Source organism: Nonomuraea sp. NPDC004580, assembly GCF_040609855.1.
Taxonomy (GTDB): domain Bacteria; phylum Actinomycetota; class Actinomycetes; order Streptosporangiales; family Streptosporangiaceae; genus Nonomuraea; species Nonomuraea salmonea.
In genome coordinates this window covers 49,070-75,232 of record NZ_JBEXLH010000025.1, presented here as the reverse complement: position 1 = coordinate 75,232, position 26,163 = coordinate 49,070, and the positions used below count along the sequence as shown (strand labels likewise).

At 71.2% G+C, this 26,163-nt stretch carries 26 protein-coding genes, 1 tRNA gene and 1 riboswitch; of the genes, 14 read left to right on the top strand and 13 right to left on the bottom strand.

Features of this window, described 5'->3' with window-relative positions:
- Positions 1-51 precede the first annotated feature (51 nt).
- Complete coding sequence (locus ABZW11_RS24965; RefSeq protein ID WP_345397847.1) at positions 52-390, bottom strand: P-II family nitrogen regulator; 339 nt, start codon at positions 388-390, stop codon at positions 52-54.
- Complete coding sequence (locus tag ABZW11_RS24960) at positions 387-1,700, bottom strand: ammonium transporter (RefSeq protein ID WP_355421364.1); 1,314 nt, start codon at positions 1,698-1,700, stop codon at positions 387-389. Before ABZW11_RS24960 ends, ABZW11_RS24965 begins: the two co-directional genes overlap by 4 nt.
- 204 nt (positions 1,701-1,904) lie before the next feature.
- Between ABZW11_RS24960 and ABZW11_RS24955 the strand changes: the two genes are divergently transcribed.
- A complete protein-coding gene (locus ABZW11_RS24955) occupies positions 1,905-2,831 on the top strand; it encodes an iron-siderophore ABC transporter substrate-binding protein (protein WP_355421361.1) in 927 nt (308 codons plus the stop codon).
- Between the two features lie 24 nt (positions 2,832-2,855).
- Here the strand turns inward: ABZW11_RS24955 and ABZW11_RS24950 are convergent, their stop codons facing one another.
- The 5 genes from ABZW11_RS24950 to ABZW11_RS24930 form a co-directional block, all read right to left on the bottom strand.
- Positions 2,856-3,617 (bottom strand): MOSC domain-containing protein, encoded by a 762-nt coding sequence (locus tag ABZW11_RS24950; RefSeq protein WP_355421358.1) that lies wholly within the window; start codon positions 3,615-3,617, stop codon positions 2,856-2,858.
- Positions 3,618-3,685: 68 nt separating this feature from the next.
- Positions 3,686-4,627 carry a sigma-70 family RNA polymerase sigma factor gene (locus ABZW11_RS24945; protein WP_345397839.1) on the bottom strand — a complete coding sequence of 314 codons (942 nt, stop codon included), beginning with the start codon at positions 4,625-4,627 and terminating at the stop codon, positions 3,686-3,688.
- A gap of 218 nt (positions 4,628-4,845) precedes the next feature.
- Positions 4,846-5,532 (bottom strand): SDR family oxidoreductase, encoded by a 687-nt coding sequence (locus ABZW11_RS24940; protein WP_355421355.1) that lies wholly within the window; start codon positions 5,530-5,532, stop codon positions 4,846-4,848.
- An 82-nt stretch (positions 5,533-5,614) separates the two neighbouring features.
- Entirely contained in the window at positions 5,615-6,418 is an 804-nt protein-coding gene (locus ABZW11_RS24935; protein WP_355421352.1) for a MurR/RpiR family transcriptional regulator, read from the bottom strand.
- A 120-nt stretch (positions 6,419-6,538) separates the two neighbouring features.
- The gene (locus ABZW11_RS24930; RefSeq protein WP_355421349.1) at positions 6,539-8,245 is read right to left on the bottom strand and encodes an ABC transporter ATP-binding protein; all 1,707 of its coding nucleotides are present in this window, start codon (positions 8,243-8,245) and stop codon (positions 6,539-6,541) included.
- A 237-nt stretch (positions 8,246-8,482) separates the two neighbouring features.
- On the opposite strand from ABZW11_RS24930, the gene ABZW11_RS24925 reads away from it, so the two are divergent.
- From ABZW11_RS24925 to ABZW11_RS24915, 3 genes are all read left to right on the top strand, one after another.
- A complete protein-coding gene (locus ABZW11_RS24925) occupies positions 8,483-9,859 on the top strand; it encodes a DUF4331 domain-containing protein (RefSeq protein WP_355421347.1) in 1,377 nt (458 codons plus the stop codon).
- Between the two features lie 168 nt (positions 9,860-10,027).
- Positions 10,028-11,239 (top strand): hypothetical protein, encoded by a 1,212-nt coding sequence (locus tag ABZW11_RS24920; protein ID WP_355421344.1) that lies wholly within the window; start codon positions 10,028-10,030, stop codon positions 11,237-11,239.
- Positions 11,236-12,840, top strand: a complete 1,605-nt coding sequence (locus ABZW11_RS24915) for a sulfite exporter TauE/SafE family protein (protein ID WP_355421341.1) — start codon at positions 11,236-11,238, stop codon at positions 12,838-12,840. The genes ABZW11_RS24920 and ABZW11_RS24915 overlap by 4 nt, the downstream gene beginning before the upstream one ends.
- A gap of 94 nt (positions 12,841-12,934) precedes the next feature.
- Here the strand turns inward: ABZW11_RS24915 and ABZW11_RS24910 are convergent, their stop codons facing one another.
- Both ABZW11_RS24910 and ABZW11_RS24905 read right to left on the bottom strand, forming a co-directional pair.
- Positions 12,935-13,693 carry a hypothetical protein gene (locus ABZW11_RS24910; RefSeq protein WP_355421339.1) on the bottom strand — a complete coding sequence of 253 codons (759 nt, stop codon included), beginning with the start codon at positions 13,691-13,693 and terminating at the stop codon, positions 12,935-12,937.
- Between the two features lie 41 nt (positions 13,694-13,734).
- Positions 13,735-14,439, bottom strand: a complete 705-nt coding sequence (locus ABZW11_RS24905) for an FCD domain-containing protein (protein WP_355421451.1) — start codon at positions 14,437-14,439, stop codon at positions 13,735-13,737.
- Positions 14,440-14,563: 124 nt separating this feature from the next.
- Here ABZW11_RS24905 and ABZW11_RS24900 point away from each other — a divergent pair, with 124 nt between their 5' ends.
- From ABZW11_RS24900 to ABZW11_RS24870, 7 genes are all read left to right on the top strand, one after another.
- Positions 14,564-15,934 carry a glutamine synthetase family protein gene (locus tag ABZW11_RS24900; protein WP_355421336.1) on the top strand — a complete coding sequence of 457 codons (1,371 nt, stop codon included), beginning with the start codon at positions 14,564-14,566 and terminating at the stop codon, positions 15,932-15,934.
- A 9-nt stretch (positions 15,935-15,943) separates the two neighbouring features.
- Positions 15,944-17,287 (top strand): aldehyde dehydrogenase family protein, encoded by a 1,344-nt coding sequence (locus ABZW11_RS24895; RefSeq protein ID WP_355421333.1) that lies wholly within the window; start codon positions 15,944-15,946, stop codon positions 17,285-17,287.
- Positions 17,288-17,293: 6 nt separating this feature from the next.
- Entirely contained in the window at positions 17,294-18,058 is a 765-nt protein-coding gene (locus tag ABZW11_RS24890; protein WP_355421330.1) for a 3-oxoacyl-ACP reductase, read from the top strand.
- Between the two features lie 13 nt (positions 18,059-18,071).
- A complete protein-coding gene (locus ABZW11_RS24885; protein ID WP_355421329.1) occupies positions 18,072-18,764 on the top strand; it encodes a gamma-glutamyl-gamma-aminobutyrate hydrolase family protein in 693 nt (230 codons plus the stop codon).
- Between the two features lie 54 nt (positions 18,765-18,818).
- Positions 18,819-18,916: riboswitch (glycine riboswitch) on the top strand.
- Between the two features lie 129 nt (positions 18,917-19,045).
- Positions 19,046-20,131 carry a glycine cleavage system aminomethyltransferase GcvT gene (gene gcvT / locus ABZW11_RS24880; protein WP_355421326.1) on the top strand — a complete coding sequence of 362 codons (1,086 nt, stop codon included), beginning with the start codon at positions 19,046-19,048 and terminating at the stop codon, positions 20,129-20,131.
- A complete protein-coding gene (gene gcvH, locus ABZW11_RS24875) occupies positions 20,128-20,517 on the top strand; it encodes a glycine cleavage system protein GcvH (protein ID WP_345397800.1) in 390 nt (129 codons plus the stop codon). The genes gcvT and gcvH overlap by 4 nt, the downstream gene beginning before the upstream one ends.
- A gap of 69 nt (positions 20,518-20,586) precedes the next feature.
- Entirely contained in the window at positions 20,587-21,963 is a 1,377-nt protein-coding gene (locus ABZW11_RS24870; RefSeq protein WP_355421323.1) for an L-serine ammonia-lyase, read from the top strand.
- On the opposite strand, the gene ABZW11_RS24865 is transcribed toward ABZW11_RS24870, so the two are convergent.
- The gene (locus tag ABZW11_RS24865) at positions 21,944-22,459 is read right to left on the bottom strand and encodes a hypothetical protein (RefSeq protein WP_355421320.1); all 516 of its coding nucleotides are present in this window, start codon (positions 22,457-22,459) and stop codon (positions 21,944-21,946) included. The genes ABZW11_RS24870 and ABZW11_RS24865 overlap by 20 nt on opposite strands.
- Positions 22,459-23,058: a DUF6286 domain-containing protein gene (locus ABZW11_RS24860; RefSeq protein ID WP_355421317.1), complete on the bottom strand. Its 600-nt coding sequence runs from the start codon at positions 23,056-23,058 to the stop codon at positions 22,459-22,461. The genes ABZW11_RS24865 and ABZW11_RS24860 overlap by 1 nt, the downstream gene beginning before the upstream one ends.
- Before the next feature lie 137 nt (positions 23,059-23,195).
- Here ABZW11_RS24860 and ABZW11_RS24855 point away from each other — a divergent pair, with 137 nt between their 5' ends.
- On the top strand, positions 23,196-24,389 hold the full coding sequence (locus tag ABZW11_RS24855; protein WP_355421314.1) for an alanine racemase: 1,194 nt from the start codon (positions 23,196-23,198) through the stop codon (positions 24,387-24,389).
- Positions 24,390-24,408: 19 nt separating this feature from the next.
- Here the strand turns inward: ABZW11_RS24855 and ABZW11_RS24850 are convergent, their stop codons facing one another.
- Complete coding sequence (locus tag ABZW11_RS24850; RefSeq protein WP_355421312.1) at positions 24,409-24,741, bottom strand: DUF3618 domain-containing protein; 333 nt, start codon at positions 24,739-24,741, stop codon at positions 24,409-24,411.
- A 147-nt stretch (positions 24,742-24,888) separates the two neighbouring features.
- Here ABZW11_RS24850 and bcp point away from each other — a divergent pair, with 147 nt between their 5' ends.
- The gene (gene bcp / locus ABZW11_RS24845) at positions 24,889-25,362 is read left to right on the top strand and encodes a thioredoxin-dependent thiol peroxidase (RefSeq protein ID WP_355421310.1); all 474 of its coding nucleotides are present in this window, start codon (positions 24,889-24,891) and stop codon (positions 25,360-25,362) included.
- A 154-nt stretch (positions 25,363-25,516) separates the two neighbouring features.
- Positions 25,517-25,589, top strand: a tRNA-Leu gene (locus ABZW11_RS24840).
- 38 nt (positions 25,590-25,627) lie between these two features.
- On the opposite strand, the gene ABZW11_RS24835 is transcribed toward ABZW11_RS24840, so the two are convergent.
- Positions 25,628-26,089: a hypothetical protein gene (locus ABZW11_RS24835; RefSeq protein WP_355421307.1), complete on the bottom strand. Its 462-nt coding sequence runs from the start codon at positions 26,087-26,089 to the stop codon at positions 25,628-25,630.
- Positions 26,090-26,163: the final 74 nt, after the last annotated feature.

Genomic DNA, 26,163 nt, shown 5'->3' with positions numbered 1-26,163 from the left:
CGCTCCGCGCGGACGCCCCCGGGAGGGTGCCCGCGCTTCGCCGCGGATTCATCACAGGGCTTCCGGACCCCGTTCGCCGGTGCGTACCCGGATGACGGTGTCGACGGGCACGGACCAGACCTTCCCGTCGCCGATCTTGCCGGTGTGCGCCGCCTTGGTGATGACGTCGATCACGTCCTCGGCGTCGTCCTCCTCGATGAGGACCTCGAGGCGCACCTTGGGCACCAGGTCGACCTGGTACTCGGCGCCGCGGTAGACCTCGGTGTGGCCGCGCTGCCGGCCGTAACCGCTGGCCTCGCTGACCGTCATGCCCTTGATGCCGAACTGTTCGAGCGCGGCCTTCACGTCATCGAGCTTGAAGGGCTTGATGATCGCGGTGATGAGCCTCATGCGTCCACCTTCTTCGTGGCGGGAGCCGTGACGGGGCCGTTGGGGGAGCTCACGCCGGAGGCGTGAACGGTGCCGAGGTCGTAGCCGGTCTCGGCGTGCGTGGTGATGTCGATGCCGGTGATCTCGTCCTCGGCCTTGATGCGGAAGCCCATCGTCTTGTCGATGATCTTGCCGATGATCCACGTGATGACGAAGGAGTAGAGGCCCACGGCCACCGGGCCGAGCACCTGGAGTCCGAGCTGGCCGAAGCCGCCGCCGTAGAACAGGCCCTGGCTCTGCTCGTCGGTGGCGGGGTAGGCGGCCACGAAGCCGAGCGCGACGGCGCCGATCACGCCGCCGACCAGGTGCACGCCGACCACGTCGAGCGAGTCGTCGTAGCCGAGCTTGTACTTCAGGCCCACGGCGTAGGCACAGACGGCGCCGGCGAGCAGGCCGATGAGCATGGCCGCCCAGGGGTCGACGAAACCACAGGCCGGGGTGATGGCGACCAGACCGGCGACCGCGCCGGAGGCCGCGCCGAGGCTGGTGGCGTGGCCGTCACGCAGCTTCTCCACCGTGAGCCATGCGCCGACCGCGACCGCGGTGGCGATCTGCGTGTTCATGAAGGCCAGACCGGCGATGCCGTCGACCACCAGCTCGGAGCCGGCGTTGAAGCCGAACCAGCCGAACCACAGCAGCGCCGCGCCGAGCAGCACCAGCGTGAGGTTGTGCGGCCGCATCGGCTCCTTGCGCCAGCCCTGGCGCTTGCCCAGCACCAGCGCCAGCGCCAGCGCCGCGGCTCCCGCGTTGATGTGGACGACCGTGCCGCCCGCGAAGTCCTCGATGCCCATCGAGTTGAGCCAGCCGCCGCCCCACACCCAGTGGGCGACGGGGAAGTAGACGATCGTGGCCCAGATGACGCCGAACAGCATCCACGCGCCGAACTTCGCGCGGTCCGCGATGGCACCGCTGATCAGCGCGACGGTGATGATGGCGAACGTCATCTGGAAGGCGGAGAAGACGAGGCTCGGCATGCCGGTGCCGTCGTCCTTGGTCGCGGTGTCGACCAGGCTCTGCAGGCCCAGGGCGTCGAAGCCGCCGACGAAGCTGTTGAGCGCTGAACTGGGGTTCTCCGTGAAAGCGAGCGAGTGACCGTAGAGCATCCAGGTGACGCTCACGACGACGATGGCGCCGAACGACATCATCATCATGTTCAGGACACTCTTGGCCCTGGTCATGCCCCCATAGAAGAACGCGAGGCCCGGAGTCATCAACAGCACCAACGCGGTGGCCGCGAGCATCCAGGCAGTCGTGCCGCTGTCGATCTTCACGACGCGACCCTCCTTACATGTGACGTGTGGCCACAGCGTGTTCTCCCGGGGTTTCGTGGCTCGACCAGGTGTGTTTCACATTCGTGAATCTCGCCGCACAGGTGTTTCGCACGCGTTTCGGACGTCTCACAGAACGCTTTTGAGCATGGCGATATCGGTCGTGCGATACTTAGGTTTGCCTTACCTAACGATCAAGGAACGCCCATGCGCCTACGCCTGGCCATCGCCGCCATGCTGCCCGTTCTCGCCCTCGCCGCCTGTGGCACGTCCACCACGGCCGAGGACGCGGGCCCCACCCGTACCGTCAAGCACGCCATGGGTGAGACGAAGGTGCCCATGACGCCGAAGCGGGTCGTCGTGCTCGACACCGACAAGCTCGACTCCATGGTCTCGCTCGGCCTCGCGCCCGTCGGAGCCGCCCAGGCCCAGGAGAACCAGACCTGGCCCGAATACCTCGGCTCCGCCCTGGCCGGCACCAAGCCCGTCGGCACCCTCCAGCAGCCGAACATCGAGGCCATCATCGCGCTCAAGCCCGACCTCATCCTCGGCTCGAAGTTCCGCCAGGCCGCCTTCTACGACAAGCTCTCCAAGATCGCCCCGACTGTGTTCACCGAGCGGGTCGGCATCACCTGGAAGGAGAACTTCCTGCTCGACGCCGAGGCGCTGGGCAAGAAGGAGCAGGCGCAGCAGTTGCTGACGGCGTACGAGACGCGGGCCAAGGAGGTCGGCGCCAAGTACTCCAAGCTGCAGGTCAGCATCGTCCGGTTCATGCCGACCGAGATCAGGATGTACGGGCCGCAGTCGTTCAGCGGCATCGTGGTCGGCGACGCCGGCATCCCGCGGCCCGACGTGCAGCAGCTCAACGACCAGGAGGACCGGCGCTTCGGCAAGCTGAGCCAGGAGAACATCGCGAAGGCCGACGGTGACGCGATCTTCTACAGCGCGTACGGGGAGAACGCCGCGAAGGCGCAGGCCGAGGTCACCGGCGGCCCCCTGTGGAAGAACCTCGGGGCCGTCAAGTCCGGCAACGCCCACAACGTGGACGACGAGATCTGGATGACCGGCATCGGCGTCACCGCCGCCGGCAAGATCCTCGACGACCTCGACAAGCACCTCGCCCCGCTGGCGTGACTCCGAAGGTGTGGGCCGGGGCGTTCAGACGAGGGTGGCCCGGTCGCCCTTCCTGACGCGGCCGGGGCGGGTCACCCGCGCGTACACGCCGGCGCACGGCTGCGGCCCCATGTCGAACACCGGCACCCGGTTGTGCCTGGCCACGGTGCGCAGCGCGTCGGTGTCGCGGGCCAGCGCGCCGTGCTCCAGCGTCGGCATCGCGCAGCGCGGGCTGGCCACGATGACGTGCAGCTCCACCTCGTCGCCGACGCGCAGCCGCCGGTCCACCCAGCCGTTCTCGACGAACCCCTCCCCCTCGGTGGCGATCACCAGGTTGGGCCGGTAGCGCACGTCCTCGACCCGCCCGCGCGGCCCGAGCGCGCCGATCGCGCCGAGGGCGGAGGTGGTGATGAGGTGGACGGGCGCGAAGTCGAAGAACGTGCCCGCGGGAGCGCCCGCCCCCAGCGTCCCCACCGTGTACGGCACCTCCGCCTCGATCCCCTCGGCCAGCACCCGCTCCGGCACCGACCGCTCCAGCTCGGCTCCCTCCGGCGGCACGTCGATCACCCGCACCTCGCGCCCGAGCAGCTCCGACAGCTCGGCGTCACCGGGCACCCGAGCACCTTCGAGGGTGAGCAACCGCCGCCACAAGCGCGGGTTCTTGGCACTGGCGATCTTCCCGGTGGCCACGTCGAGCACCGCCCGCGCCCGGTCACCGGCCAGCCCGCGCTCGCTCACCACGCTCTCGGCGAGCTCTTCGCCCAGCATCGACTTCACGGGATAACGGCGCAGAATCTCCACATGCATGCACAAAAGCCTAGGGCCCGCCGACGTGCCTCCCCCTCCGGGACGTCGGCGGGCCCTCGGCTCGGTCGTCAGGCGGCGGCCGTGGCCATCTTGCGCAGGCGGGCCAGCGCGTCGCGCTCGATGCGGCGGGCGCGGTCGCGGCCGATGCCGTAGCGCTCGCCCACCTCGGTGAGCGTGTGCTCGCGCCCGTCTACCAGCCCGTAGCGCCAGCGCAGCATCTCGCTGGTCGGCCCCTCAAGGCCGGTGAGCCACTGGTCGAGCCGCTCACGCTCCAGGATGTCGATGGCCTGCTGCTCGGGATCGGCCCACGTCTCGTCGGCGATCATGTCGCCCAGCTCGGTCTCGTCCTCATCACCCACGCCGAGCTGCAACGACACCGGGTCGGACGCCCAGCGGCGCAGCTCGCGCACCCGCTCGATCGGCAGGTCGAGGATGCCGGCGAGATCGTCGTCGGTCGGCTCGGCGTCGAACTCGGCCAGCATGTCGCGCCTGACCCGCATGAGCCGGGTCATCTGCTCCCCCGCGTGGGTGGGCAGCCGCACCGGGCGGGCCTGCTCGTGGATGGCCCGGCCGACGGACTGCCTGATCCACCACGTCGCGTACGTCGAGAACTTGTAACCCCGCCGGTAGTCGAACTTCTCCACCGCCCGCACCAGGCCCAGGTTCCCCTCCTGGACGAGGTCGATCAGCGGCATCCCCCGGCCGGAGTATTTCCTGGCCACCGCCACCACCAGGCGCAGGTTGGCCTGGATGAACTCCTCCTTCGCCCGCCGGCCGGAAATGGCCAGCCGCTCAAGCTCCTCGTCGGCCGCGTCCCCGATGCGCGGCTCCGTGCCCCCGCTGTCGAGCAGCTGCTCGGCGAACAGGCCCGCCTCGATCCGCTTGGCGAGCTCCACTTCCTCCTCCGCCGTGAGCAGCGGGACCCGGCCGATCTCGGCCAGGTAGGTCCCCAGCAGATCGCGCTCGGCGACGTGCTGCTCCTGCGTGCGACTCCCCGTAGGCCTTGCCATCCCCTGGCACCTCGTTCCGCAGCTGCGTTCTATACCCGGCCAACGTCCGGCCAGAAGCAAAGATTCCCTAAAGCACTACGTCTGCGGGAGGGTTCTGGATGTCCTCCTCAAGGAGGAGAGCGCGCTGAAACCCCTGGTGAACGAGGGACGGGCCGGGCCGCCCTGCCGGGAGGGCACGCCGGGGCCACCCTACGTCCCCACGGCCGCGCGCGCGGGCCTCAGTTCACCGGACCGCCCCTGGGACGCAGGGTCAGCTCGGTGAGGTGCGCGTCGGGCCCCGCGGTGATCGTCGCGACGATGGCCCGCGCCACGCTCTCCGGCCGCAGGTAGCGCTCGGGCTCGAACTCCCCGCCCTCGTACGCCCGCACGCCCCGCTGCATGTCGGTGGCCGTCCTGCCGGGATAGACGGTGGTGACCCTGAGCAGGGGCTCCTCCAGCCGCAGCACGTCGGCGAACGCCTTCAGGGCGAACTTGCTCGCCGCGTACGAGCCCCAGTCGGGGTTGGCCCGCTGCCCGGAGCCCGAGTTCACGCACACGACGTGCCCGCCTGCCTGCCTGAGCGCGGGCAGCAGCAGCCTGGTCAGCTCGGCGACGGCGACCACGTTGACCTCGTACGTGCGCCGCCAGACGTCGGCGCTCTGGTCGGCGATGCGGCCGAGGGTGGCCACGCCGGCGGAGTGGACGAGCACGTCGAGCCGGTCGATGTCCGCGACGTCGGCCTGCGTGACCCCGGTCAGCTCCACCGGCCAGGGCCGCGCCCCGGGCAGCTCGGCGGCGAGCGCGGCCAGCGCCTGCTCGTCACGGCCGCCGAGCAGGACGTCGTGGGTGGGGGCCAGGGCCCGCGCGACGGCCGCGCCCACCCCTCGGGAGGCGCCGGTGACCAGTGCCTTCGGTCGTTCAGTCATAGCGGCAGCTTATTGACCTTGAGCGCCGCGCGGACGCACGGCGGGCTGGGCACGGGGCCTTGAGGTCCTGTCCGCCGCCGGGTCAGGCGGGGTCGCCGGTCAGGAAGGTGCCGGTCTCCTCGGTCATCCGCTCGTACTCCTCCAGCCTGGCCCGCGTCCGCAGCGGCACGGCCTCGGCCATGGCCTCCACCAGCGCCATGGCCAGCATCAGCGGCGCGGCGTGCGAGTTGAAGACGAAGCCGTCGCCCACGGGCGCGTCGAGCACGACCTCGGCGGGCAGCCCCGCCCTGTCGGTGATGGCGGCGACCCGCAGGCCGAGCTTGGTGGCGTACTCCAGGGCCTGCAACGTCTCGGCGGGATAGCGCGGCAGCACCACGGCCACCACCCACTCGGCGCCCGACCGCTGGGCGGCGTGCAGGCCCTCGGCCAGCTCGGAGCCGCCGTGGACGAGCAGCCGCACGTCGGGGTGGATGCGGCGGGCGTAGTAGGCGAACGTGGTGGCCAGCCCGCACGAGGTCCGCAGGCCCAGCACCGGCAGCGGCTCGGTGGCGGCGAGGTGCTCGCCCAGTTCCTTGAGCGGGAAGTGGGACAGGCGCTCCCTGACCGCGGCGAGGTTGCGGATCTCGCAGTCGATGGCGGTGCGCAGCAGGCTCTCGTGCGGCGACTCCGCGCCCCCGCCGAGCACGAGGGGGCGCAGCGCCTGCCGCAGCTCGGGGTAGCCGGTGAAGCCCAGCACCATCGCGAAGCGGGTCACGGAGGGCTGGCTGACCCCGGCCCGTTCGGCCAGCTCGACGCTCGACAGGAAGATCGCCTCGTCAAGGTGTTCGCTGAGGTAGTCGGCGATCCTGTGCTGTACGGGCGACAGCCTCCGGCCATCCAGCAGCATCTCAAGCCCACCGTGATATCCGTCCGCCACGCCACCCTCAACGCACGGGACCCGCCGTTCTCATCCCGCCCACCCGTGCGCCCACTCTCCATCAGCAACGTTTTCCCTGGTCAGAGCCCGTCAGCCGACCAGGAACTGGGTGGCCGCCAGCTCCCTGTAGAGCTCGTCGGAGCCCACCAGCTCGTCGTGGCTGCCGACCGCGCGTACGCCGCCGCCCTCCATCACCACGATCCGGTCGGCGCCCGTCACCGTCGAGAGGCGGTGCGCGATGACCAGCACCGTGGTCTCCGCCGCGACCTCGGCGATGACCTCGCGCAGCCGCAGCTCGTTGACCGCGTCGAGCTGAGAGGTGGCCTCGTCGAGCAGCAGCAGCCTGGGCTTGCGCAGCAGTGCCCTGGCGATGGCCACGCGCTGCCGTTCGCCGCCGGACAGCAGCACGCCGCGGTGGCCGACCGGGGTCTCCAGCCCGTCGGGCAGCCGGGCGACGAGGTCGTCGAGCCGGGTGCGCGCGATCGCCGCCCGCAGCTCCTCCTCGGTGGCGTCCTGCGCGGCGAAGAGCAGGTTCTCCCGCAGCGTGCCGGCCAGGACGGGGGCGTCCTGCTCGACGTAGCCGAGCGCGGCGCGCAGCTCGCCGAGCGGCCAGTCGCCGATGTCGCGGCCGTCCACCAGAATCTGCCCGCCCTGGTGCTCGTAGAAGCGTTCGAGCAGCGCGAACACCGTCGACTTGCCCGCTCCGGACGGGCCCACCAGCGCGGTCAGGCCGCCGGGCGGAACCTCGAAGGTGACGCCGTCGTGCACGACGGGCCGGTCCTCGCCGTACCGGAAGACGACGTCGCGGAACTGCACGCCGATCGGCCTGGCGTCCTCGCGCGGGACGACGCCGGCGGGCTCGGCCGGCAGGTCCTCGACCTCCTTGATCCGCCGCAACGCGGCCAGCCCCTGCTGGAGCTGCACCCCGCCCTGCACGAGCTGCCCGATCGGCGGCACCAGGTAGAACAGGTAGAGCAGGAACGCGATCAGCGACGAGACCTCAAGCGTGCCCGACGAGACCCGCGCGCCGCCGACGCCCAGCACGGCGAGGAACGCGATCTGCACCGCCATCCACGTCGCCACTCCCGCGAGCGACGTCCAGCCGGCGACCTGCAGCCCGCGGTCGCGGGCGCGCATGGCGGCCGCGCCGACCTCGGCGATCTCCCGCTCCTCCGCGCCGCTGGCCTTGACCGTCCGGTACGCCTGCAGCGCCCGGTCCAGCACGGCACCCATCTCGCCCACGGCCTCCTGGGCCTGCGTCTGCGCCCGCTGGATGCGCGGCATGATGAGCGCGACCAGCCCGCCGATCACCACCACGACGAGCAGGGTGACGAGCAGCAGCACGCCGTCCATGGCGGCCATCAGCACGATCGCGCCGACCAGCATGAACGCCGAGCTGACCGAGTCCACGACGCCGTTGGTGAGCACCGAGCGCAGCAACGTCGTGTCACCGGTCACCCGCGACAGCAGGTCGCCGGGCTTGAGCCGGTCCACGTCGGCCACCCTGAGCCGCAACATCCGGTCCACGAGCCTGCGACGGGCGCCGAGCACGATGCCCTCGCCCGTACGTTCCATCAGGTAACCGCCTCCGGCCGAGACCACGGCTCCGACCAGCACCGCGACGGTCAGCCCGAGTAACGGCCCGGCCAGGGAGCCGTTCTGGCCGAAGGCGTCCACGACGTACTTCGCCAGCAACGGCATCGCGAGGCCCGCCGCCGAGCCGATCAGGCCCAGCAGCCCGCCCACAAGAAGGATCTTCCTGTGCGGGCGCAGGTAGGCGAGCAACTCCTTGACCACCACATCTCCTCTCACGACATTTCTCGACTTGCCCAACGAACGGGACCACGCGAACCGCACCCCCGACACCGGTCAACCTAAATTGACGACCTGAGTATGTCAACTTTGGTTGACACCTCCTCCTTGAGGAGGAGCTGAAATCTCCTGCATCCAACGGCCACCGCCGGACGAATAGGGCGTCGAGGAACCCGGCCGGATCCCTCGTACGTCACGACCAGCCCTTCGAAAGGACCGAACATGGAGCTCCGGATCAACCGGCGCGCTCTAGTCGGGCTTGGCCTCGCCGCAGCGGTCGCCGCGTCGTCCCTGGCCGCGTTCCGCACCGACTCCGGCGACGCTTCCTCGCACCGCGAAGCCCCGATGATCTCGGGGGACCCTCAGCACGACAACACCGACGTGTACGCGTTCGTGAGCCCCGACAAAGCCGGCACCGTGACCCTGATGGCGAACTGGATCCCGTTCCAAGAGCCCAACGGCGGCCCGAACTTCTACCCGTTCGCCACCAGGTCCCGGTACAACATGAAGATCGACAACGACGGTGACGCCAAGACGGACGTCACCTACCAGTGGACGTTCCGCAACGAGGACAGACGCGGCACCACCACGTTCCTCTACAACAACGGCCCCGTCACCTCGCTCGACGACCCCAACCTGCTCTTCCGCCAGCGCTACACGCTCAAGCGGATCACCCCGGGCGGCACGAAGACGCTGGTCTCCGACGGCGTCGTCGCCCCCAGCAACGTCGGCCGCGCCTCGATGCCCGACTACGGCGCCCTGCGCGACCAGGCCATCAAGACCCTGCCGGGCGGCGGGAAGAGCTTCGCCGGGCAGTCGGACGAGGCGTTCTTCCTCGACCTGCGCGTGTTCGACTTCCTGTACGGGGGCAACCTGTCCCTCGTCGGCCAGGACACGCTCAAGGGCTACAACGTCAACACCGTGGCCGTCCAGGTCCCCGCCGCCGAGGTCGCGCTCAAGGGCGACCCCAAGCGCAACCCCGTGATCGGCGTCTGCTCCACCACCGACAAGTTCAACGGCAGCTCGTACGTGCAGGTCTCCCGCCTGTGCAACCCGCTGGTCAACGAGCTGGTGGCCGCCGCCGGGCTCAAGGACGCCTACAACGCGCTCGACCCCTCCAAGGACGCCGGCGTCAAGGCGCTCGTGGACCGCGTCACCGACCCCGAGGTGGCCAGGCTGCTGCAGGCCGTCTACGGCATCAAGGCGCCCGCCACCCCGCGCGCCGACCTCGTCGAGATCTTCCTGACCGGCATCGCCAAGCAGAACGGCCCCATCAAGGCCGACCTCAACTCGCAGGTGCTCAACAAGGACGCCGGCAAGCTGCGGCCCTCGGAGATGCTCAGGCTCAACATGTCGGTCCCGCCGGCCAAGGACCCGAACCGGCTCGGCGTGCTCGGCGGTGACCTCCAGGGCTTCCCGAACGGCCGGCGGCTCACCGACGACGTCGTGGACATCTCGCTCCAGGCCGTGGCCGGGGCCGCGCAGAGCGGCAAGCTGGTGGCCGGACTGACGGACAAGGTGGACGCCAACGACAAGCCGATGCTGCCCGCGTTCCCGTACATCCCGCTGCCGAGCAACGTGGCCGTCAACCAGCGCTGACGATCGTCGACCGGCCGGTCTCCTCTCCGAACCGGCCGGTCCTCCCCCGGCGGCAGACCTCCCGTCTCCCAACGTCTGCCGCCACCGGAAAGGAGCCGGCCGGCCGTGCCCCCGTCACAGCCGGCCGGCTCACCCCACCCGCCGCGGCCCCCTCTGGAGGCTCAGCACATGCGTGCCCTCGCCCTCTTCGCCGGACTCGCCCTCGTAGGGGCGGTGCTCATCACCCTCGTCTCCTTCTCATCGGCCCCGACGCCCGCGCCGGCGGCCGGCCCGCCCCGCCGGGAGACCCTGCAGGAACGGCTCAGGCGGCTGCCCGGCGACCACAGGGGCTGGGCCGAGCTCGCCATCCGCCACATCGACCAGGCACGCCTCACCGGCGACCCATCCGCGTACACGAAGGCGGAAGGCGCGCTGGCCACGGCCGCGAAGATCGCCCCGAAGGACGACGCGGTGCTCACGGGGCAGGCCGCACTGGCGGCGGCCAGGCACGAGTTCGCCAGGGCCGCCGAGCTGGCCGGGAGCGCCATCGCCGCCAACCCGTACGCGGCCGCCGCGTACGGCGTGCTCGCCGACGCCCGCACCCAGCTGGGCGACCTGCGCGCCGCCCAGCAGGCCGTGGACACGATGATGGCCCTGCGCCCGGGTGTGGCCGCCTTCACCCGCGCGTCCTACGCCGCCGAGCTGCGCGGGGACGTGGAGACGGCCCGCACGTACCTCGACTACGCCCACGAGGACGCCTGGCTCCCCGCCGACCGCGCCTACGCCCGCTACTACCAGGGCGAACTGGCCCTCCACGAGGGAGACGTGGAAACCGCCGCCCGCCACTACGCCGACGCCCTGAACACCTACCCCGCCTACACCCCGGCTCTCGCCGGCCAAGCCAAGGTCGCCGCCTTGGACGGCCGCCTGACCGAAGCCCTGTCCCTGTACGACCAGGTGGTCCAACGGCTCCCCCTCCCCCAGTACCTCATCGAGCAGGGCGAGATCCGCATCAAAGCCGGCCTCCCCGCCGACTGGACCCTCCTCGAAGCCCAGCGCAAGCTCTACGAGGCCGCCGGAGTGCGCGACGACCTGACCTGGGCCGAGTTCGAAGCCGACCACGGCGACCCGAAGGCCGCCGTCCGCCACGCAAGGGCGGAATACACCCGCAACCCCAACCTGGTGGCCGCCGACGCCCTGGCCTGGTCCCTCTTCAAGGCCGGCGCCCCCGAGAAAGCCCTCCCCTACGCAGAACGCGCCACCGGAACAGGCTGGAAGAACCCGCTACACACCTACCACCGCACCCGCATAGAACGCTCCCTCGGCCTCACCAAGACCTCCTACGCGCACCCCGGCCGCGGCTTCGACCCCGACCTCCCGGCCCTGGCGAGGTTCTCATGAGACGCGCCCTCCTCCTCACCGTCACCGCCCTCCTGACCTTGGGCCTGTCCCTGAGCCTGTCTCTGGGCCTGCCCCTGGGCGGCGCGCTGCCGCCCGGCGACACCGCCGCCGCTCAGGCGAGCGCGCCGCAGGTCGGCGTGGTGGCGCATCCGCTGGGGCGGTTCACGGTCAATCACTACAACGGGCTGCGGGTCACGCCCGCCCACGTCCGGAACCTCGCCGTCGTGGATCTGGCCGAACTGCCCACCGTTCAGGCCGAGCCGGAGGTGAGCGCCGCCGGCTCCGCCTACGCCGCCCGCCGATGCGCCGCGCTGGCCGCCGCCCAGCGGCTCCAGGTGGCGGGCCGGGTCGTGCCGTGGCGGGTGGAGTCCGCGGCGTTCGCGTACGCGCCCGGTGAGGGCGGGCTGCGGACCAGCCGCCTGTCCTGCCGGCTCGTCGCCGAGGTCCGCGCATCAGGGGCCGTGACCTTCACCGACGGATTCGAGCAGGACAGACTCGGCTGGCGCGAGATCACCGCCACAGGGGACGGCGTGCGCCTGACCGCCTCCTCGGTGCCTGCGACGAGCATCAGCCAAGAACTGCGCACCTACCCCGACGACCTCCTGACGGACCCCCTCGACCAGCGCACCGCCACCTTCACCGTCTCCCATGCCACAGACCCACCACCGCCCGGCAGCGAAGGGAACGAGACCGCCGCCACGCCGCCCGGCAGCCACAAAGCCGACCCCGGCGACGCGCTACCCGGCGGCGCAGGAGGCGGGCCCGGCGCCACGCTGCCCGGCGGGCTGGGGATCGAGATCGGCGGGCCGGTCGGGGCTGCGTTGGCCGCCTTGGATCGCACGTTCACCGCGCTGATCGGCTCGGACACGCTGACGGTGCCGTTGGGGCTGCTGGCGGTGGGGCTGGCGGTCGTCCTCGGGGCAGGGCACGCGCTGATCCCGGGCCATGGCAAGACCATCATGGCCGCGTACCTGGCCGGTCGCCGTGGACGCCCCCGCGACGCCTTGGTGGTGGGCGCGACGGTGACGGCCACCCACACGGCCGGAGTGCTGGTGGTGGGCCTGCTGCTGACCGTCTTCACGGCGCTGGCCGGCGAGACGGTGCTGGGCTGGCTCGGCGTGGCCAGCGGCGCCCTGATCGCCCTGATCGGCCTCCGCCTCCTCCTCACCACCCGCCACCACCCAGAAGACCACCACGAACACACCCACCCCCACACGTCCGGCCACGGCCACGGCCATGGGCACGGCCACACTTTCGGCCGTGGCCATGGGCACGGTGGTAGGCGGGGTGGGTTGGTGGGGTTGGGGGTGGCGGGAGGGCTGGTGCCGAGTCCGTCGGCGCTCATCGTGCTCCTCGGCGCGATCGCGCTCGGCCGGACCTGGTTCGGGGTGGCGCTGGTCACCGCCTACGGTCTCGGGATGGCGGCGACGCTCACCGTGACCGGCCTGCTCCTCGTCAGACTCGTGGACCGGCTGGAGCGGCGGGCCGCGAAGGGACGGCGGCTGGCCGCGCGGTTGTCGGGGCTGGCGCCGATGGGGACTGCTGCGATGGTGATCGTCCTGGGCACGGGGCTGGCCCTGCGCTCGGTGGCCGCCCTGTAAGCCCGTGCCCGGCCGTAGACCCTACGCCCGGTGTCTGCTCCAAGCCCATGTCACGGGTGCGCCGAGCCGTCCTGAAGTCACATCGTTGAACGCCTCACGTTCGGGAGCGACGAGTGCGGCGGGTGGAGGGGAGGTCGTGGCGGCCGGAGAGGAACTCCTGGAAGGCGATTTTCGCCCGGATGACCGGCCGGCGCCATCGTTCCTCCCGGTGTACGGCCTTGGCGAGCTTGCGGGGCGACCGCCCGGCGAGGAACCAGCGGGCCCACGGGGAGCCGGGCCGCGCCAGCCGGATGGCGCCCACCAGCAGCATGGGCGGGACGAACAGCCCGGCCATGCCCGTCCAGATCTTGCCCTTGAGCAGAGTGACGACGGCGAGGACGAGGTTGGCCACGATGAGCGCGGCCGGGTTGACGACGGGAGTGCCGTAGTCCCAGGTGAGGGGCCGCAGGCCGATGAGCAGCAGCCCGCTGACGGCGATCGCGATGAACACGGCGTCGACCGAGGTGCGCCCCTCCTCCTCCCAGTAGACGTCGTGCAGGTGCAGGATGAGCGCGAACTCGTCGAGCACGAGCGCGGACCCCACTCCGAAGACGGACGCGGCGGCGGCGGTGCCGACCTGGGAGCCGGGCGAGACGATGAGCGCGACGCCGCCGATCAGCATGAGCACGACGCCGAACACCACGTGGTGGATGTGCATCTCGCCGACGGTGAAGTTACGGAACCAGCCGATCTTCGCCCTGATCAGCCGGACGTTGATGCGGGTGGCGATGAAGGCCACGATGAGCATGACGAAGTAGCAGAACAGCGGAAGCCGTCCTGTGGCGACGATGCTGTGCTGAAACCAGTGCCCCATGACCTTGAGATCGATGGTACGAGCCGCACAAACCGGTCGGGTCACGCCAGGAACGCGCGCAGCAGCGCGGCGGTGCCCTCCAGGTGCTCGGCGACGGCCCGCCTGGCGGCGTCGGGGTCGGCGGCGAGGATGGCGTCCACGATGGCCCGGTGCTGTACGGCGGCGTGGTCGAGGTTGACCTGCAGCATGGGGATGGCGTCGAGCAGGTCGCTGACCCGGGAGCGGGCGTCGGCGCAGCTGGCGGCGAGCAGGGAAGAGCCGGTCAGCTCGGCGATGGACAGGTGGAAGGCGGTGTCGAGGCGGCGATAGTCGTCGAGCCCGGCGGCGTTCAGCTCGGTGAGCCGGCGCAGCAGCGCCTCGCGGGTGGCGTCGCTGAGCGGCGAGGCGGCGAGCACCTGGGCGGCGCCGCATTCGACGGCGAGCCGGAAGGTGAGCGCGTCGGACAGCTCGTCGGCCCCCATCTCCTGGAGGGCCTCGCGGGCCTTGCCGGCGTCGGGCTCGGGCGGCCGGTACGTCACAAAGGCCCCGCCATAGCGCCCCCTGCGCACGTCGAGGTACCCGGCGTCGGACAGCGCCCTGATGGCCTCACGCAAGGTGACCCGGCTGATGCCGAGCTGGACGGCCAGCTCGCGCTCGGGCGGCAGCTTGCCCCCCGGCGGGACGACGCCGAGCTTGATCGCCTGGAGCAGCCGCTCGACCGTCTCCTCGAAGGCGTTGCCGGCCCTGACCGGCCGCAACACCGTCATCAAACGCGCCGACTCGTCCAACGTGTCCTCAGGCCTTGACAAGTGATCCCACCATGCACATCAATGGTCTGAGACTAGCCCAATCAGCGGGAAAGCGCGTCAGGCCAGATCGGAGCGACGTAGCGTGAGCGATCGTGCGAGCAGCGGCTTCCTGTCCGTGACCGAGCTGCGCGACGAGATCGCCGCCGGCCGGATCGACACCGTGCTCCTCGCGCTCGCCGACATGCAGGGCAGGTTGCAGGGCAAGCGGCTGTCCGCGCGCTACTTCCTCGACGAGGTGCTGCAGCACGGCTCCGAGGGCTGCACCTACCTGCTGGCCGTCGACGTGGACATGAACACCGTCCCGGGTTACGCCATGTCGTCCTGGGAGCGGGGTTACGGCGACTTCGTCATGAAGCCCGACCTCTCCACGCTGCGCCGGGTGCCCTGGCACGAGGGCACCGCGCTGGTCATGGCCGACCTCGCGTGGGAGGGCGGCGCCGAGGTGACCGCCTCGCCGCGTCAGATCCTGCGCCGCCAGCTCGCCCGGCTGCACGAGCGGGGCCTGGCCGCGTACGTCGGCACGGAGCTGGAGTTCGTCATCTACGACGACACCTACGAGGACGCCTGGCGCCGCGCGTACCGCGACCTGACCCCCGCGAACCTCTACAACGTCGACTACTCGCTGCTCGGCACCGGCCGCGTCGAGAAGCTGCTGCGCCGGATCAGGCGCGAGATGGAGGGCGCGGGCCTCTACGTCGAGTCGGCCAAGGGCGAGTGCAACCTGGGCCAGCACGAGATCGCCTTCCGGTACGCCGAGGCGCTGGCGACCTGCGACAACCACGTCATCTACAAGACGGGCGCCAAGGAGATCGCCGCCCAGGAGGGCCGGTCGATCACGTTCATGGCCAAGCCGAACCAGCGCGAGGGCAACTCCTGCCACATCCACATCTCGCTGCGCAGCGTGGACGGCGACCCGGTGATGGCGGGCGAGGGGCCGTACGGGCTGTCCCAGCTCGGTGCGGGCTTCGTGGCCGGGCAGCTGGCCGCGATGCGGGAGCTGACCCTGCTGTACGCGCCCAACATCAACTCCTACAAACGTTTCGTGCCCGGCAGCTTCGCCCCCACGGCGCTCAAGTGGGGCGTGGACAACCGCACCTGCTCGCTGCGCCTGGTCGGCCACGGCCTGTCGCTGCGGGTGGAGAACCGCGTGCCGGGCGGCGATGTGAACCCGTACCTGGCGGTGGCGGGGCTGATCGCGGCGGGGCTGCACGGCATCGACGCGGAGCTGCCGCTGGAGGATGCGTACGCGGGCAACGCCTACGCCTCGGGGGCGGAGCGGGTGCCGGCGACGTTGCGCGAGGCGCTGGCCGTGTTCGAGGGGTCGAAGCTGGCCAAGGAGGCGTTCGGCGAGGACGTGGTCGAGCACTACGCCAACAACGCGCGGGTGGAGCTGGCCGCATTCGACGCGGCGGTGACGGACTGGGAGATGTTCCGTGGTTTCGAGCGGATGTGACGGGCTCGCATGAAGATCGTGAATCCGGCCACGGAAGAGGTGCTGGCCGACGTCGAGCTCGCCGACGCGGCCGAGGTCGACCGGGCCGTGGAGCGTGCCAGGAAGGCGTACGCGGGCTGGCGCGCGGTCGCGCCGGGTGACCGGGCGAGGCTGCTGCGCAGGTTCGCGGACCTGGTGGACGCGCACGGCGCGGAGCTGGCCGAGCTTGAGCTGGCCAACGCCGGGCACCCGATCGGCAACGCCCGCTGGGAGGCCGGCGCCGTACGCGACGTGCTGCACTTCTACGCGGGCGCGCCCGAGCGCGAGCACGGCAGGCAGATCCCGGTCGCGGGCGGCGTGGACGTCACCTTCCACGAGCCGCTGGGCGTGGTCGGGGTCATCGTGCCGTGGAACTTCCCGATGCTGATCATGTCGTGGGGCGTGGCCCCCGCGCTGGCGGCCGGCAACACGGTGATCGTGAAGCCGGCCGAGTGGACCCCGCTGACGGCGCTGAGGCTGGCCGAGCTGGCCTTGGCGGCGGGCCTCCCCGAGGGGGTGCTCCAGGTGCTGCCTGGGGCAGGGGAGGTCGCGGGCGCCCGCCTGGTCGAGCATCCCGGCGTGGCGAAGATCGTGTTCACCGGCTCGACCGAGGTGGGCAAGGAGATCGCGGCGAAGGCGGCGCGCCAGGTCAAGCGGGTGACGCTGGAGCTGGGCGGCAAGTCGGCCAACATCGTCTTCGCCGACGCCGACCTGGAGAAGGCGGCGGCGACGGCGCCGTACGCGGTGTTCGACAACTCGGGCCAGGACTGCTGCGCCCGCTCCCGCCTGCTCGTCCAGTCGAGCGTGTACGACGAGTTCATGTCGTTGCTCGCCCCCGCCGTGCTGGGCGTCAAGGTCGGCGATCCGCGCGACGAGGCCACCGAGATGGGCCCCCTCATCAGCGCCGAGCACCTGGCCCGCGTCGCGAGCTTCGTCGACGGCGACCCCTACGTGCAGGGCTCGTGCCCCGAGGGCAGGGGCTACTGGTTCCCGCCGACCGTGCTGACCCCCGAGGTCACCGACCGGGCGTTCACCGAGGAGATCTTCGGGCCCGTCCTGTCGGTGGCCAGGTTCGAGGACGAGGCCGACGCCGTCCGCATCGCCAACGACACCCCGTACGGGCTGAGCGGCTCCATCTGGACCCGCGACGTGGGGCGGGCGCTGCGGGTGGCCAGGGCCGTCGAGTCGGGGGCGCTGTCGGTCAACTCCCACTCCTCCGTCCGCTACTGGACCCCGTTCGGCGGCTTCAAGCAGTCCGGACTCGGCAGGGAGCTCGGCGCGGACGCCCTGGCGGCGTTCACCGAGGTCAAGAACGTCTTCATCGCAACGGAGTGACACGGGATGCAGCGGTTGCAGGATCGGGTGGCGGTCATCACGGGCGCGGCGGGCGGCATCGGGCTGGCCACGGCCCGCCGGTTCGCCGAGGAGGGCGCCAAGGTCGTCTGCGCGGACGTCGACGAGGAGGCGGGCAAGCAGGCCGCGAGCGAGGTCGGCGGCCTGTTCGTGCGGGCCGACGTCACGAGTGAGGACGACGTCGTCCGCATGTTCGCCACCGCGTACGAGACGTACGGCAGCGTGGACATCGCCTTCAACAACGCCGGCATCTCGCCGCCCGACGACGACTCGATCCTGGAGACCGGCATCGACGCCTGGCGCCGCGTCCAGGAGGTGAACCTGACCAGCGTCTACCTGTGCTGCAAGCACGTCATCCCGTACATGCGGCGGCAGGGCAAGGGCTCGATCATCAACACGGCGTCGTTCGTGGCGGTGATGGGATCGGCGACCTCGCAGATCTCCTACACCGCCTCCAAGGGCGGCGTGCTCGCGATGTCGCGTGAGCTGGGTGTGCAGTTCGCCAGGGAGGGCATCAGAGTGAACGCGCTGTGTCCAGGCCCGGTGAACACGCCCTTGCTCCAGGAGTTGTTCGCCAAGGACCCGGAGCGGGCGCAGCGGCGGCTGGTGCACGTGCCGGTCGGCCGCTTCGCGGAGGCGTCGGAGATCGCGGCGGCGGCGGCGTTCCTCGCCAGCGACGACGCCTCGTTCGTCACGGCCAGCGAGTTCCTGGTGGACGGCGGCATCTCCGGCGCGTACGTCACGCCGCTCTAGAGGGGGGCACGCCATGCGGCGTCCGGTCATCGGCATCACCTGCTACGTCGAGCAGGCCACGTTCACGGTGTGGCGGGACACGCCTGCCGCGCTGCTGCCGTACGCGTACGTGGAGAAGGTGGCGGCGGCCGGCGGGCAGCCGGTCGTGCTGCCGCCGGCCGGTGAGCCCGCCGCGCTCGTGGGCCGGCTGGACGGGCTCGTGCTGGCGGGCGGCGGCGACATCGACCCGGCCAGGTACGCCGCGGCCCCGCACGAGCGCACCGGCTACGTGCGGGAGTTCCGCGACGAGGCGGAGTTCGCGCTGCTGCGCGCGGCGCTCGACGCCGGGCTGCCCTACCTGGGCGTCTGCCGGGGGCTCCAGGTGCTGAACGTGGCGCTCGGCGGCAGCCTGCACCAGCACCTGCCGGACGTCGTGGGCCACACCGGCCACTGCCCAGGCCCTGGGCGCTTCGGCGACCTGCCGGTGACGCCCGTCCCCGGCTCGCGCCTGGCGAAGGCGCTGGGCACGGAGCCGCTGCCGGTGCCGCACTACCACCACCAGGGCGTGGACCGGCTCGCGCCTGACCTGTCGGTCACCGCGACGGCGGCGGACGGCACGATCGAGGCGGTGGAGCTGGAGGGCGCCGGGTTCGCGATGGCGGTGCAGTGGCACCCTGAGGTGGCGGAGGATCGGGCGCTCTTCGAGACGCTGGTCGCGGCCTGTTGAACTGCGAACGCGACAACAGCCCCATATCCCCACTAGGCTGGCGGACATCACCGACGAAACCGTGCGGGAGAGTGCCCTGACAGCCGGTCAGGGCCCCTGAAGGAGCAAGCCCTCCCCGCGAACCTCTCAAGGCAAAGGACCGCACGGCTACGGTGTCTCTGGAAAGCAGGCCCCGCGGCCTCGCCGAAGGTGAAAGTCCGGCAAAAGTCGGGCGAAGCTCTCAGGCACCGATGACAGAGGGGGAGGATGCTGGCATCCACTCCTGTCCTGAGGTGCGTCCAATGTCCCGACCGACACCGCTCCGAGACGTTCACGAGAGCCTCGGCGCCACCCTGACCGACTTCGCCGGCTGGCTCATGCCCCTCCGGTACGGCAGCGAGTCCGCCGAGCACCGAGCCGTCCGCGAGGCGGCCGGTCTGTTCGACCTGTCGCACATGGGCGAGATCTTCCTGACCGGCCCGCAGGCCGCCGAGGCGCTCGACTACGCGCTGGTCGGCCACCTGTCGGCGCTGGCCGCCGGCCGGGCCCGCTACACCATGATCGTGAACGAGCGCGGCGGCGTGCTCGACGACCTCATCGTCTACCGGCTCGGTGACGAGGAGTTCATGGTCGTGGCGAACGCCTCCAACTACGAGAAGGTCGCCCGCGAGCTGCAGGAGCGCGCGAAGGCGTACGACGCGGTGGTCGAGGACCGCTCCGGCCGGTACGCGCTGATCGCCGTCCAGGGCCCGCGCTCGCAGGAGATCCTGGCCACGCTCACCGACGCCGACCTGGCCGGGCTCAAGTACTACGCCGGCCTGCCCGGCACGGTGGACGGCCGGCAGGCGCTCATCGCCCGTACCGGTTACACCGGCGAGGACGGCTTCGAGCTGTTCGTCGCGGGCGAGGACGCCGTCCCGCTCTGGCACGCGCTCACGGCGGCCGGCGAGCCGTACGGGCTCAAGCCCGCGGGCCTGTCCAGCCGCGACACGCTCCGCCTGGAGGCGGGCATGCCGCTGTACGGCAACGAGCTCAACGCGGAGCTGACCCCGTTCGACGCGGGGCTGGGCAGGGTGGTGAAATTCGACAAGCCCGGTGACTTCGTCGGCCGGTCTGCGCTCGAGGCGGTCAAGGACGACCAGCCACGGCGCCGGCTCGTCGGCCTGGTCGCGCGGGGCCGCCGGGTGCCGCGCCACGGTTACCCGGTCACCCGAGACGGCGCCGTCGTCGGCGAGGTCACCAGCGGTGCGCCTTCCCAGAGTCTGGGCAAGCCCATCGCGATGGCCTACGTGGACACCGGCGCCGATTCAGGTCTGGCTGTGGACATCCGGGGCAGCCATGAACCTGTGGACCTGGTCGAGCTGCCCTTTTACAGGAGGAACAAGTGAGCAACATCCCTGACGACCTGAGCTACACCAAGGAGCACGAGTGGGTGCGCGGTGTCGAGGACAGCGTCACCGTGACCGTCGGCATCACGGCCTTCGCCGCCGACTCCCTTGGTGACGTCGTCTACGTGCAGCTCCCCGAGGTCGGCAGCAACGTCGAGCCGGGTGACTCCGTCGGCGAGGTGGAGTCGACCAAGTCGGTGAACGAGATCTACACGCCGGTCGGCGGTGAGGTCGTCGAGGTCAACCAGGCGGTCGTGGACGACCCGAGCCTGGCCAACAGCGACCCGTACGGCGAGGGCTGGATGTTCAAGGTCCGCGTGGAGGGCGACCCCGAGGAGCTGCTCTCACCTGAGGAGTACACCGCCCTGACCGCGGGCGACTCCTGACCCACCCGCCGGGGCCCGCCGAGCTGCCCGCCGAGCCGGGCCCCGGCCCTTCATGAAGGGCGCACATCAATGGCGATCAGCGTCTTCGACCTCTTCAAGATCGGCATCGGCCCGTCGAGCTCCCACACGGGCGGCCCGATGGCCGCCGCCCACAAGTTCGCCCGCGGCCTGCACCAGGACGGCCTGCTCGACCAGGTGTCCCGCGTGGAGGTCATCCTGTACGGCTCGCTCGGTCTGACCGGCAAGGGCCACGGCAGCGACAAGGCCGTCCTGCTGGGACTGTCGGGCGACAAGCCCGAGCTGGTCGACGTCGACACCGTGGACGCCCGCATCGCCGCCATGCGCGAGTCGGGCACCGTCTCGCTCTTCGGCACCCGCGAGATCCCGTTCGTCGTCGGCGAGCACCTCGTCTTCGAGCGCAAGATCTCGCTGCCCGAGCACCCCAACGGCATGCGCTTCACCGCCTGGGACGCCTCGGGCGAGCGGCTGCGGGAGAAGGTCTACTTCTCCGTCGGCGGCGGCTTCGTGGTGGACGAGCAGGCCACCGGCGCCGACCGCATCAAGCCCGACGACACCGTCCTGCCCTACCCGTTCACCACCGCCGAGGAGCTGCTCAAGCACTGCTCCGCCACCGGCCTGTCGATCTCCGCGCTGATGCTGGAGAACGAGAAGGCGTTCGGCCGCACCGAGGAGGAGATCAGGGGCGGCCTGATGAACCTGTGGCGGGTCATGTCCGAGTGCGTCACGCGCGGCATCGCCAAGGAGGGCGTGCTGCCCGGCGGCCTCAAGGTCAAGCGCCGCGCCAACCAGCTGCACCGCCGCCTGCAGTCCGAGCCGCCGGAGAAGGACCCGTTGCAGGCGATGGACTGGGTGACGCTGTTCGCGCTGGCCGTCAACGAGGAGAACGCGGCGGGCGGCCGGATCGTCACCGCCCCGACCAACGGCGCCGCCGGCATCATCCCGGCCGTCCTGACCTACTACACCCGGTTCGTTCCGCACGCCGACGACGACGGCGTCATCAGGTTCCTGCTGACGGCGGGCGCGATCGGGGTGCTGTTCAAGGAGAACGCCTCGATCTCCGGCGCCGAGGTGGGCTGCCAGGGTGAGGTGGGCTCGGCCTGCTCGATGGCCTCGGCGGGGCTCACCGAGGCGCTGGGCGGCACGCCCGAGCAGGTGGAGAACGCCGCCGAGATCGGCATCGAGCACAACCTGGGGCTGACCTGCGACCCGATCGGCGGCCTGGTGCAGATCCCGTGCATCGAGCGCAACGCGGTGGCCTCCAACAAGGCGATCACCGCGGCCAGGATCGCGCTGCGCGGCGACGGCAAGCACTTCGTCTCGCTCGACCGGGCCATCAAGACCATGCGCGACACCGGCCGCGACATGCTCGACAAGTACAAGGAGACCTCGCGCGGCGGCCTCGCGGTCAACGTGATCGAGTGCTGACCTGACGCCGTACGTGCAGGCGGACCACGGCGGGGCACTCGTCGTCGCGGACCTCGCGCCGGATCCGCCCCACGATGTCCTGGTCCAGCTTGCTCACGATCGCGCCGACGTCGGCGGCGGCCGGGCAGGTCAGGCCGATGCGCAGGCCGTCGGCGGCCACGCGGACGCCTGCCCTGCCCAGCCCGTCCACGCCCTTGAGCCCGACGAAGAGCATCGCGGTGCCGGTGCCGTTGTGGGTGCCGCGGCGGCCCCAGCCGAGGCTGAGCAGCAGCCAGCGCAGCGCGAGCAGGGTCAGGAACAGCAGGGCGAAGGCGACGAACCAGAGCGGCCACGGCTCCTCGGCCAGCGTCCTCCTGGCGGCGGCGGGCAGCACCTTGGCGCCCGGCGGCAGCTCGAAGAAGCGGTTCTGGCCGCGCAGCCACGCGTACCCGCCGAGAGCCAGCAGGATCGCCCCGACGACCGCGAGGCCCACCCGGTTGCCCGCGTACTGGCGCATCAGGCGGCCCTCCTGCGCAGACGGACGACGACCTCGCAGGTGCTCAGCGTGCCGACCCCGGCCAGGCGGTCGCCCACGACGGTGCCGACCTGCCTGAGCATCTGCCCCGAGCTCTCCCCGCTGGTCATGACCGTGACCTCGATCGTGCGGCGGCGCAGCCTGACGCTCGCCCGGTCCACGCCGGCCACCTGCTGGGCGGCGGCGCGCAGGGTGCGGCGCAGGCCCGCGCGGGTGATGCCGATGACGATGAGCGGGTCGTTGGTCTCCACCGGCACCAGCCGGGTACGTCCCGGCATGATCGCGAGCAGCAGCATGAGCGCGCCCGCTCCGGCCAGGCCCATCGCGACGGTCTCCAGCTCCGGCCAGGTGCTCCGGCCCGCCAGCTCGATCAGCTCGTTGACCGGCACCCAGCCGAGCGGCCTGCCGAGCAGCGCGGCGACCACCTCGGCCGCGGTCGCCCCCAGCCCGGTGGCCAGCGTGAGCGCCACGAGGGCGCCGGGGACGGTACGCGCCGGCCGCAGCGCCCTGGTCGCCCGGCGCAGCCCGGTGTTCCGCGGGGCGACGACGGCACCGGGCAGGAGCTGCTGAAGCGTGGTCATCACACCGACAGACGTACATGCAGGGCGCCGGGGCGGTACCGCGCCCTCGCCGCCGGTTTGCCCGATCATTACGGGGACCGCAACTAACACGAACAAGCCTCATGTTAATTTGCCCGATATGCGGATACGCTGCCGGTATGGATGACCGGCAGCGGTACGACCGGGCCACCGCCGCCCTCGAACCGCCGTTCGCGCTGCTCGACCTCGCCGCCCTGCGGGCCAACGCCGCCGGCCTCGTACGCCGCGCCGCCGGCAAGCCCATCAGAGTGGCCACCAAGTCCGTACGCAGCCGGGCACTCCTCGACCGCGTCCTCGCCATGGGCGGCTTCCGCGGCCTCATGGCCTTCACCCTGCCCGAGGCGCTCTGGCTCGCCGGGCACGGCCACACCGACATCCTCGTCGCCTACCCCACCGCCGACCGGCACGCCCTGGCCGCACTCGCGGGAGACGCGCAGGCCGCCGAACGGATCACCGTCACCGTCGACTCGGCCGCCCACCTCGACTTCATCGAGGCCGCCGTGGCGGGCGTCCGGCCGCGCGCCGAGATCAGGCTCTGCCTCGACATCGACGCCGGCTACGTCGCCTTCGGCGGCAGGTTCAGGGCGGGCGCACTGCGCTCCCCCATCCGCGAGCCCGGCCAGGCCGCCGACCTGGCCGCGAGCATCGCCAAGCGGCCCGGCCTCCGCCTCGCCGGGCTGCTGGCGTACGAGGCGCAGATCGCCGGGGTCGGCGACGACCCCCCGGGCAACGCCGCCTACACCCGGCTCATCAGGCTCATGCAGGCCCGCTCCGCCAGGGACCTCGTCCTGCGCAGGGGCAGGATCGTCAACGCCGTACGCCAGGTCGCCGACCTCGAGTTCGTCAACGGCGGCGGCACCGGCAGCGTCGAGCGGACCGTCCGCGAGAAGGCCGTCACCGAGGTGGCCGCCGGGTCCGGCCTGTTCCATCCGCGGCTCTTCGACTTCTACCGCGGGTTCACCGGGGTGCCCGCCGCGCTCTTCGCGCTCCCCGTCGTACGCCGCCCGGCCAGGGACGTCGTCGCCGTGCTCGGCGGCGGTTACATCGCCTCAGGGCCACCGGAGCCCAGCAGGGCGCCGCAGCCGTACCTGCCGGCCGGGCTGCGCTACGCGCCCGACGAAGGCGCGGGCGAGGTGCAGACCCCGCTGCTCGGCCAGGCGGCCGAGGACCTGCGGATCGGCGACCGGGTCTATTTCCGGCACGCCAAGGCGGGCGAGCTGTGCGAGCGCTTCGACACGCTGCACCTGGTCGAGGGCGACACGCTGGTGGAGTCGGTGCCGACCTACCGGGGCGAGGGGCGTACGTTTCTCTGAGGCGTCGGCGGCTGAGCGGTCAGCGGCGCTTGCGGCGGCGGCGCATGAGCACGATGGCCGCCCCCACGACCAGCACCGCGCCGATCCCGATCAGCACCGGCCCCAGGTCGGGCCGCTCGTCGTCCCACATCTGGTCGGGGTTGTCGCCGAACTCCGCGGGCCTGGCCGTCACCCCCAGCGCGTCGCCCACCGACGCGACGAAGTGCCCCGCCCTGGTCTTGACGTCTTCCACCGTGCGCTCGGCGACCCGCTTCGGGCTCACCCGGTCGGCGATGGCGTCGACCGTCCGCGCCAACTCCGCGCGCGTCCGCGCGATCTGCCGCTCCAGCTCATCGGGATCGGTGTCAGCCATGGCTCTCCTTTCGACCGTACGCGTGCCCTCAGCGGCGAGGCGTCCGTTCTGGTCGTGATCAGTCTGTCAGGTCGGCGCCCCGGACGGCACGGCGGCCGCACAGTGAGTCGGGCCGGTAGGTTGGTGGCAGTTCATCAGGAGGGCCCAGTGACAGAAACCAAGCTCGCGCCCGGCGACGCCGCACCCGAGTTCGCGCTTCCCACCGCCGACGGCGGCACCGTCTCACTCGACGACTACCGCGGCAAGCGCGTGATCCTCTATTTCTACCCCGCCGCGATGACCCCCGGCTGCACCAAGCAGGCGTGCGATTTCCGCGACAACCTCGGGCAGCTGACCGACGAGGGTTTCGTCGTCCTCGGCGTGTCGAAGGACAAGCCGGCGAAGCTCGCCAAGTTCGCCGAGCGCGACGCGCTGACCTTCCCCCTGCTGTCCGACCCCGAGCTGACCGTCCATCAGGCCTACGGCGCCCACGGCACGAAGAAGCTGTACGGCAAGGAGGTCGTGGGCGTGATCCGCTCGACGTTCGTCATCGACGGCGACGGGAAGATCGAGCAGGCGCTCTACAACGTGAAGGCGACGGGTCACGTGGCCTCGCTGAAGAAGAAGCTCGGCCTCGCCTAGACCTCCCCGGCGGGCGGCGTTATTCGTGTGATAACGCCGCCGACCGGGCGGGCGCCGGATCGCGTACGCAGGCGGTAAGATTGGCGGCACGTGGCACTTCCCGTGCCCGAATTGTCATTTCCCGACCGAAATCTCGGGGCATGGCAATGGCAAAGGGGTCGTAGCCCAATGGCAGAGGCGCAGTCTTTAGGTGGCTGTTAGTGTGGGTTCGAATCCCACCGGCCCTACGAGCGATTGTGTTTCCACGCCCCTGACCGGCCGTTTCTCAGTCGTCGTAGGGGGGCGCGACGAGCGCCGCAGGGGCGTCCCCGGGGCGCGGCGGTCGCGGCACGCGGGGCGGCGAGGGCGCACTGCAGCGCACCTCATTCTCGCGCTCCCAGCAGCTCACGTCGGGCACGGCGTGGACGCGGAAACGGTCCGGGCGCGGCATGTCATACCAGACGTCGAACCTGCCGTGATCATGGTCGGCGTCGTTGACGGCGGCCACGCTCACACCGCCGATCAGAACTCCCGCGAGCAGTCCGACGAGTCCCGCGCCGATGAGCATCTTGCGCCCGCGACCGCCACCGCTCCGCGGCGTCTCCCAGTCGACGCGCTGCGTGGGAGGGATCTCGGCGTACGCCTGATCGGCCTGTTCGCCGTACTTCAGAGCCGGCTGCTCGGGACTCGGGCCGCGCGGCGCTTCCTCATCGCCGCGCGACCCGGCATCGCGATCATGATCCGCCATCACGATCTCCCTTTACTCGCCCCGCAGGGGGCGCTCCCGGTAATGAGAATGCCAAATCCACCGTAAGCCGTGCG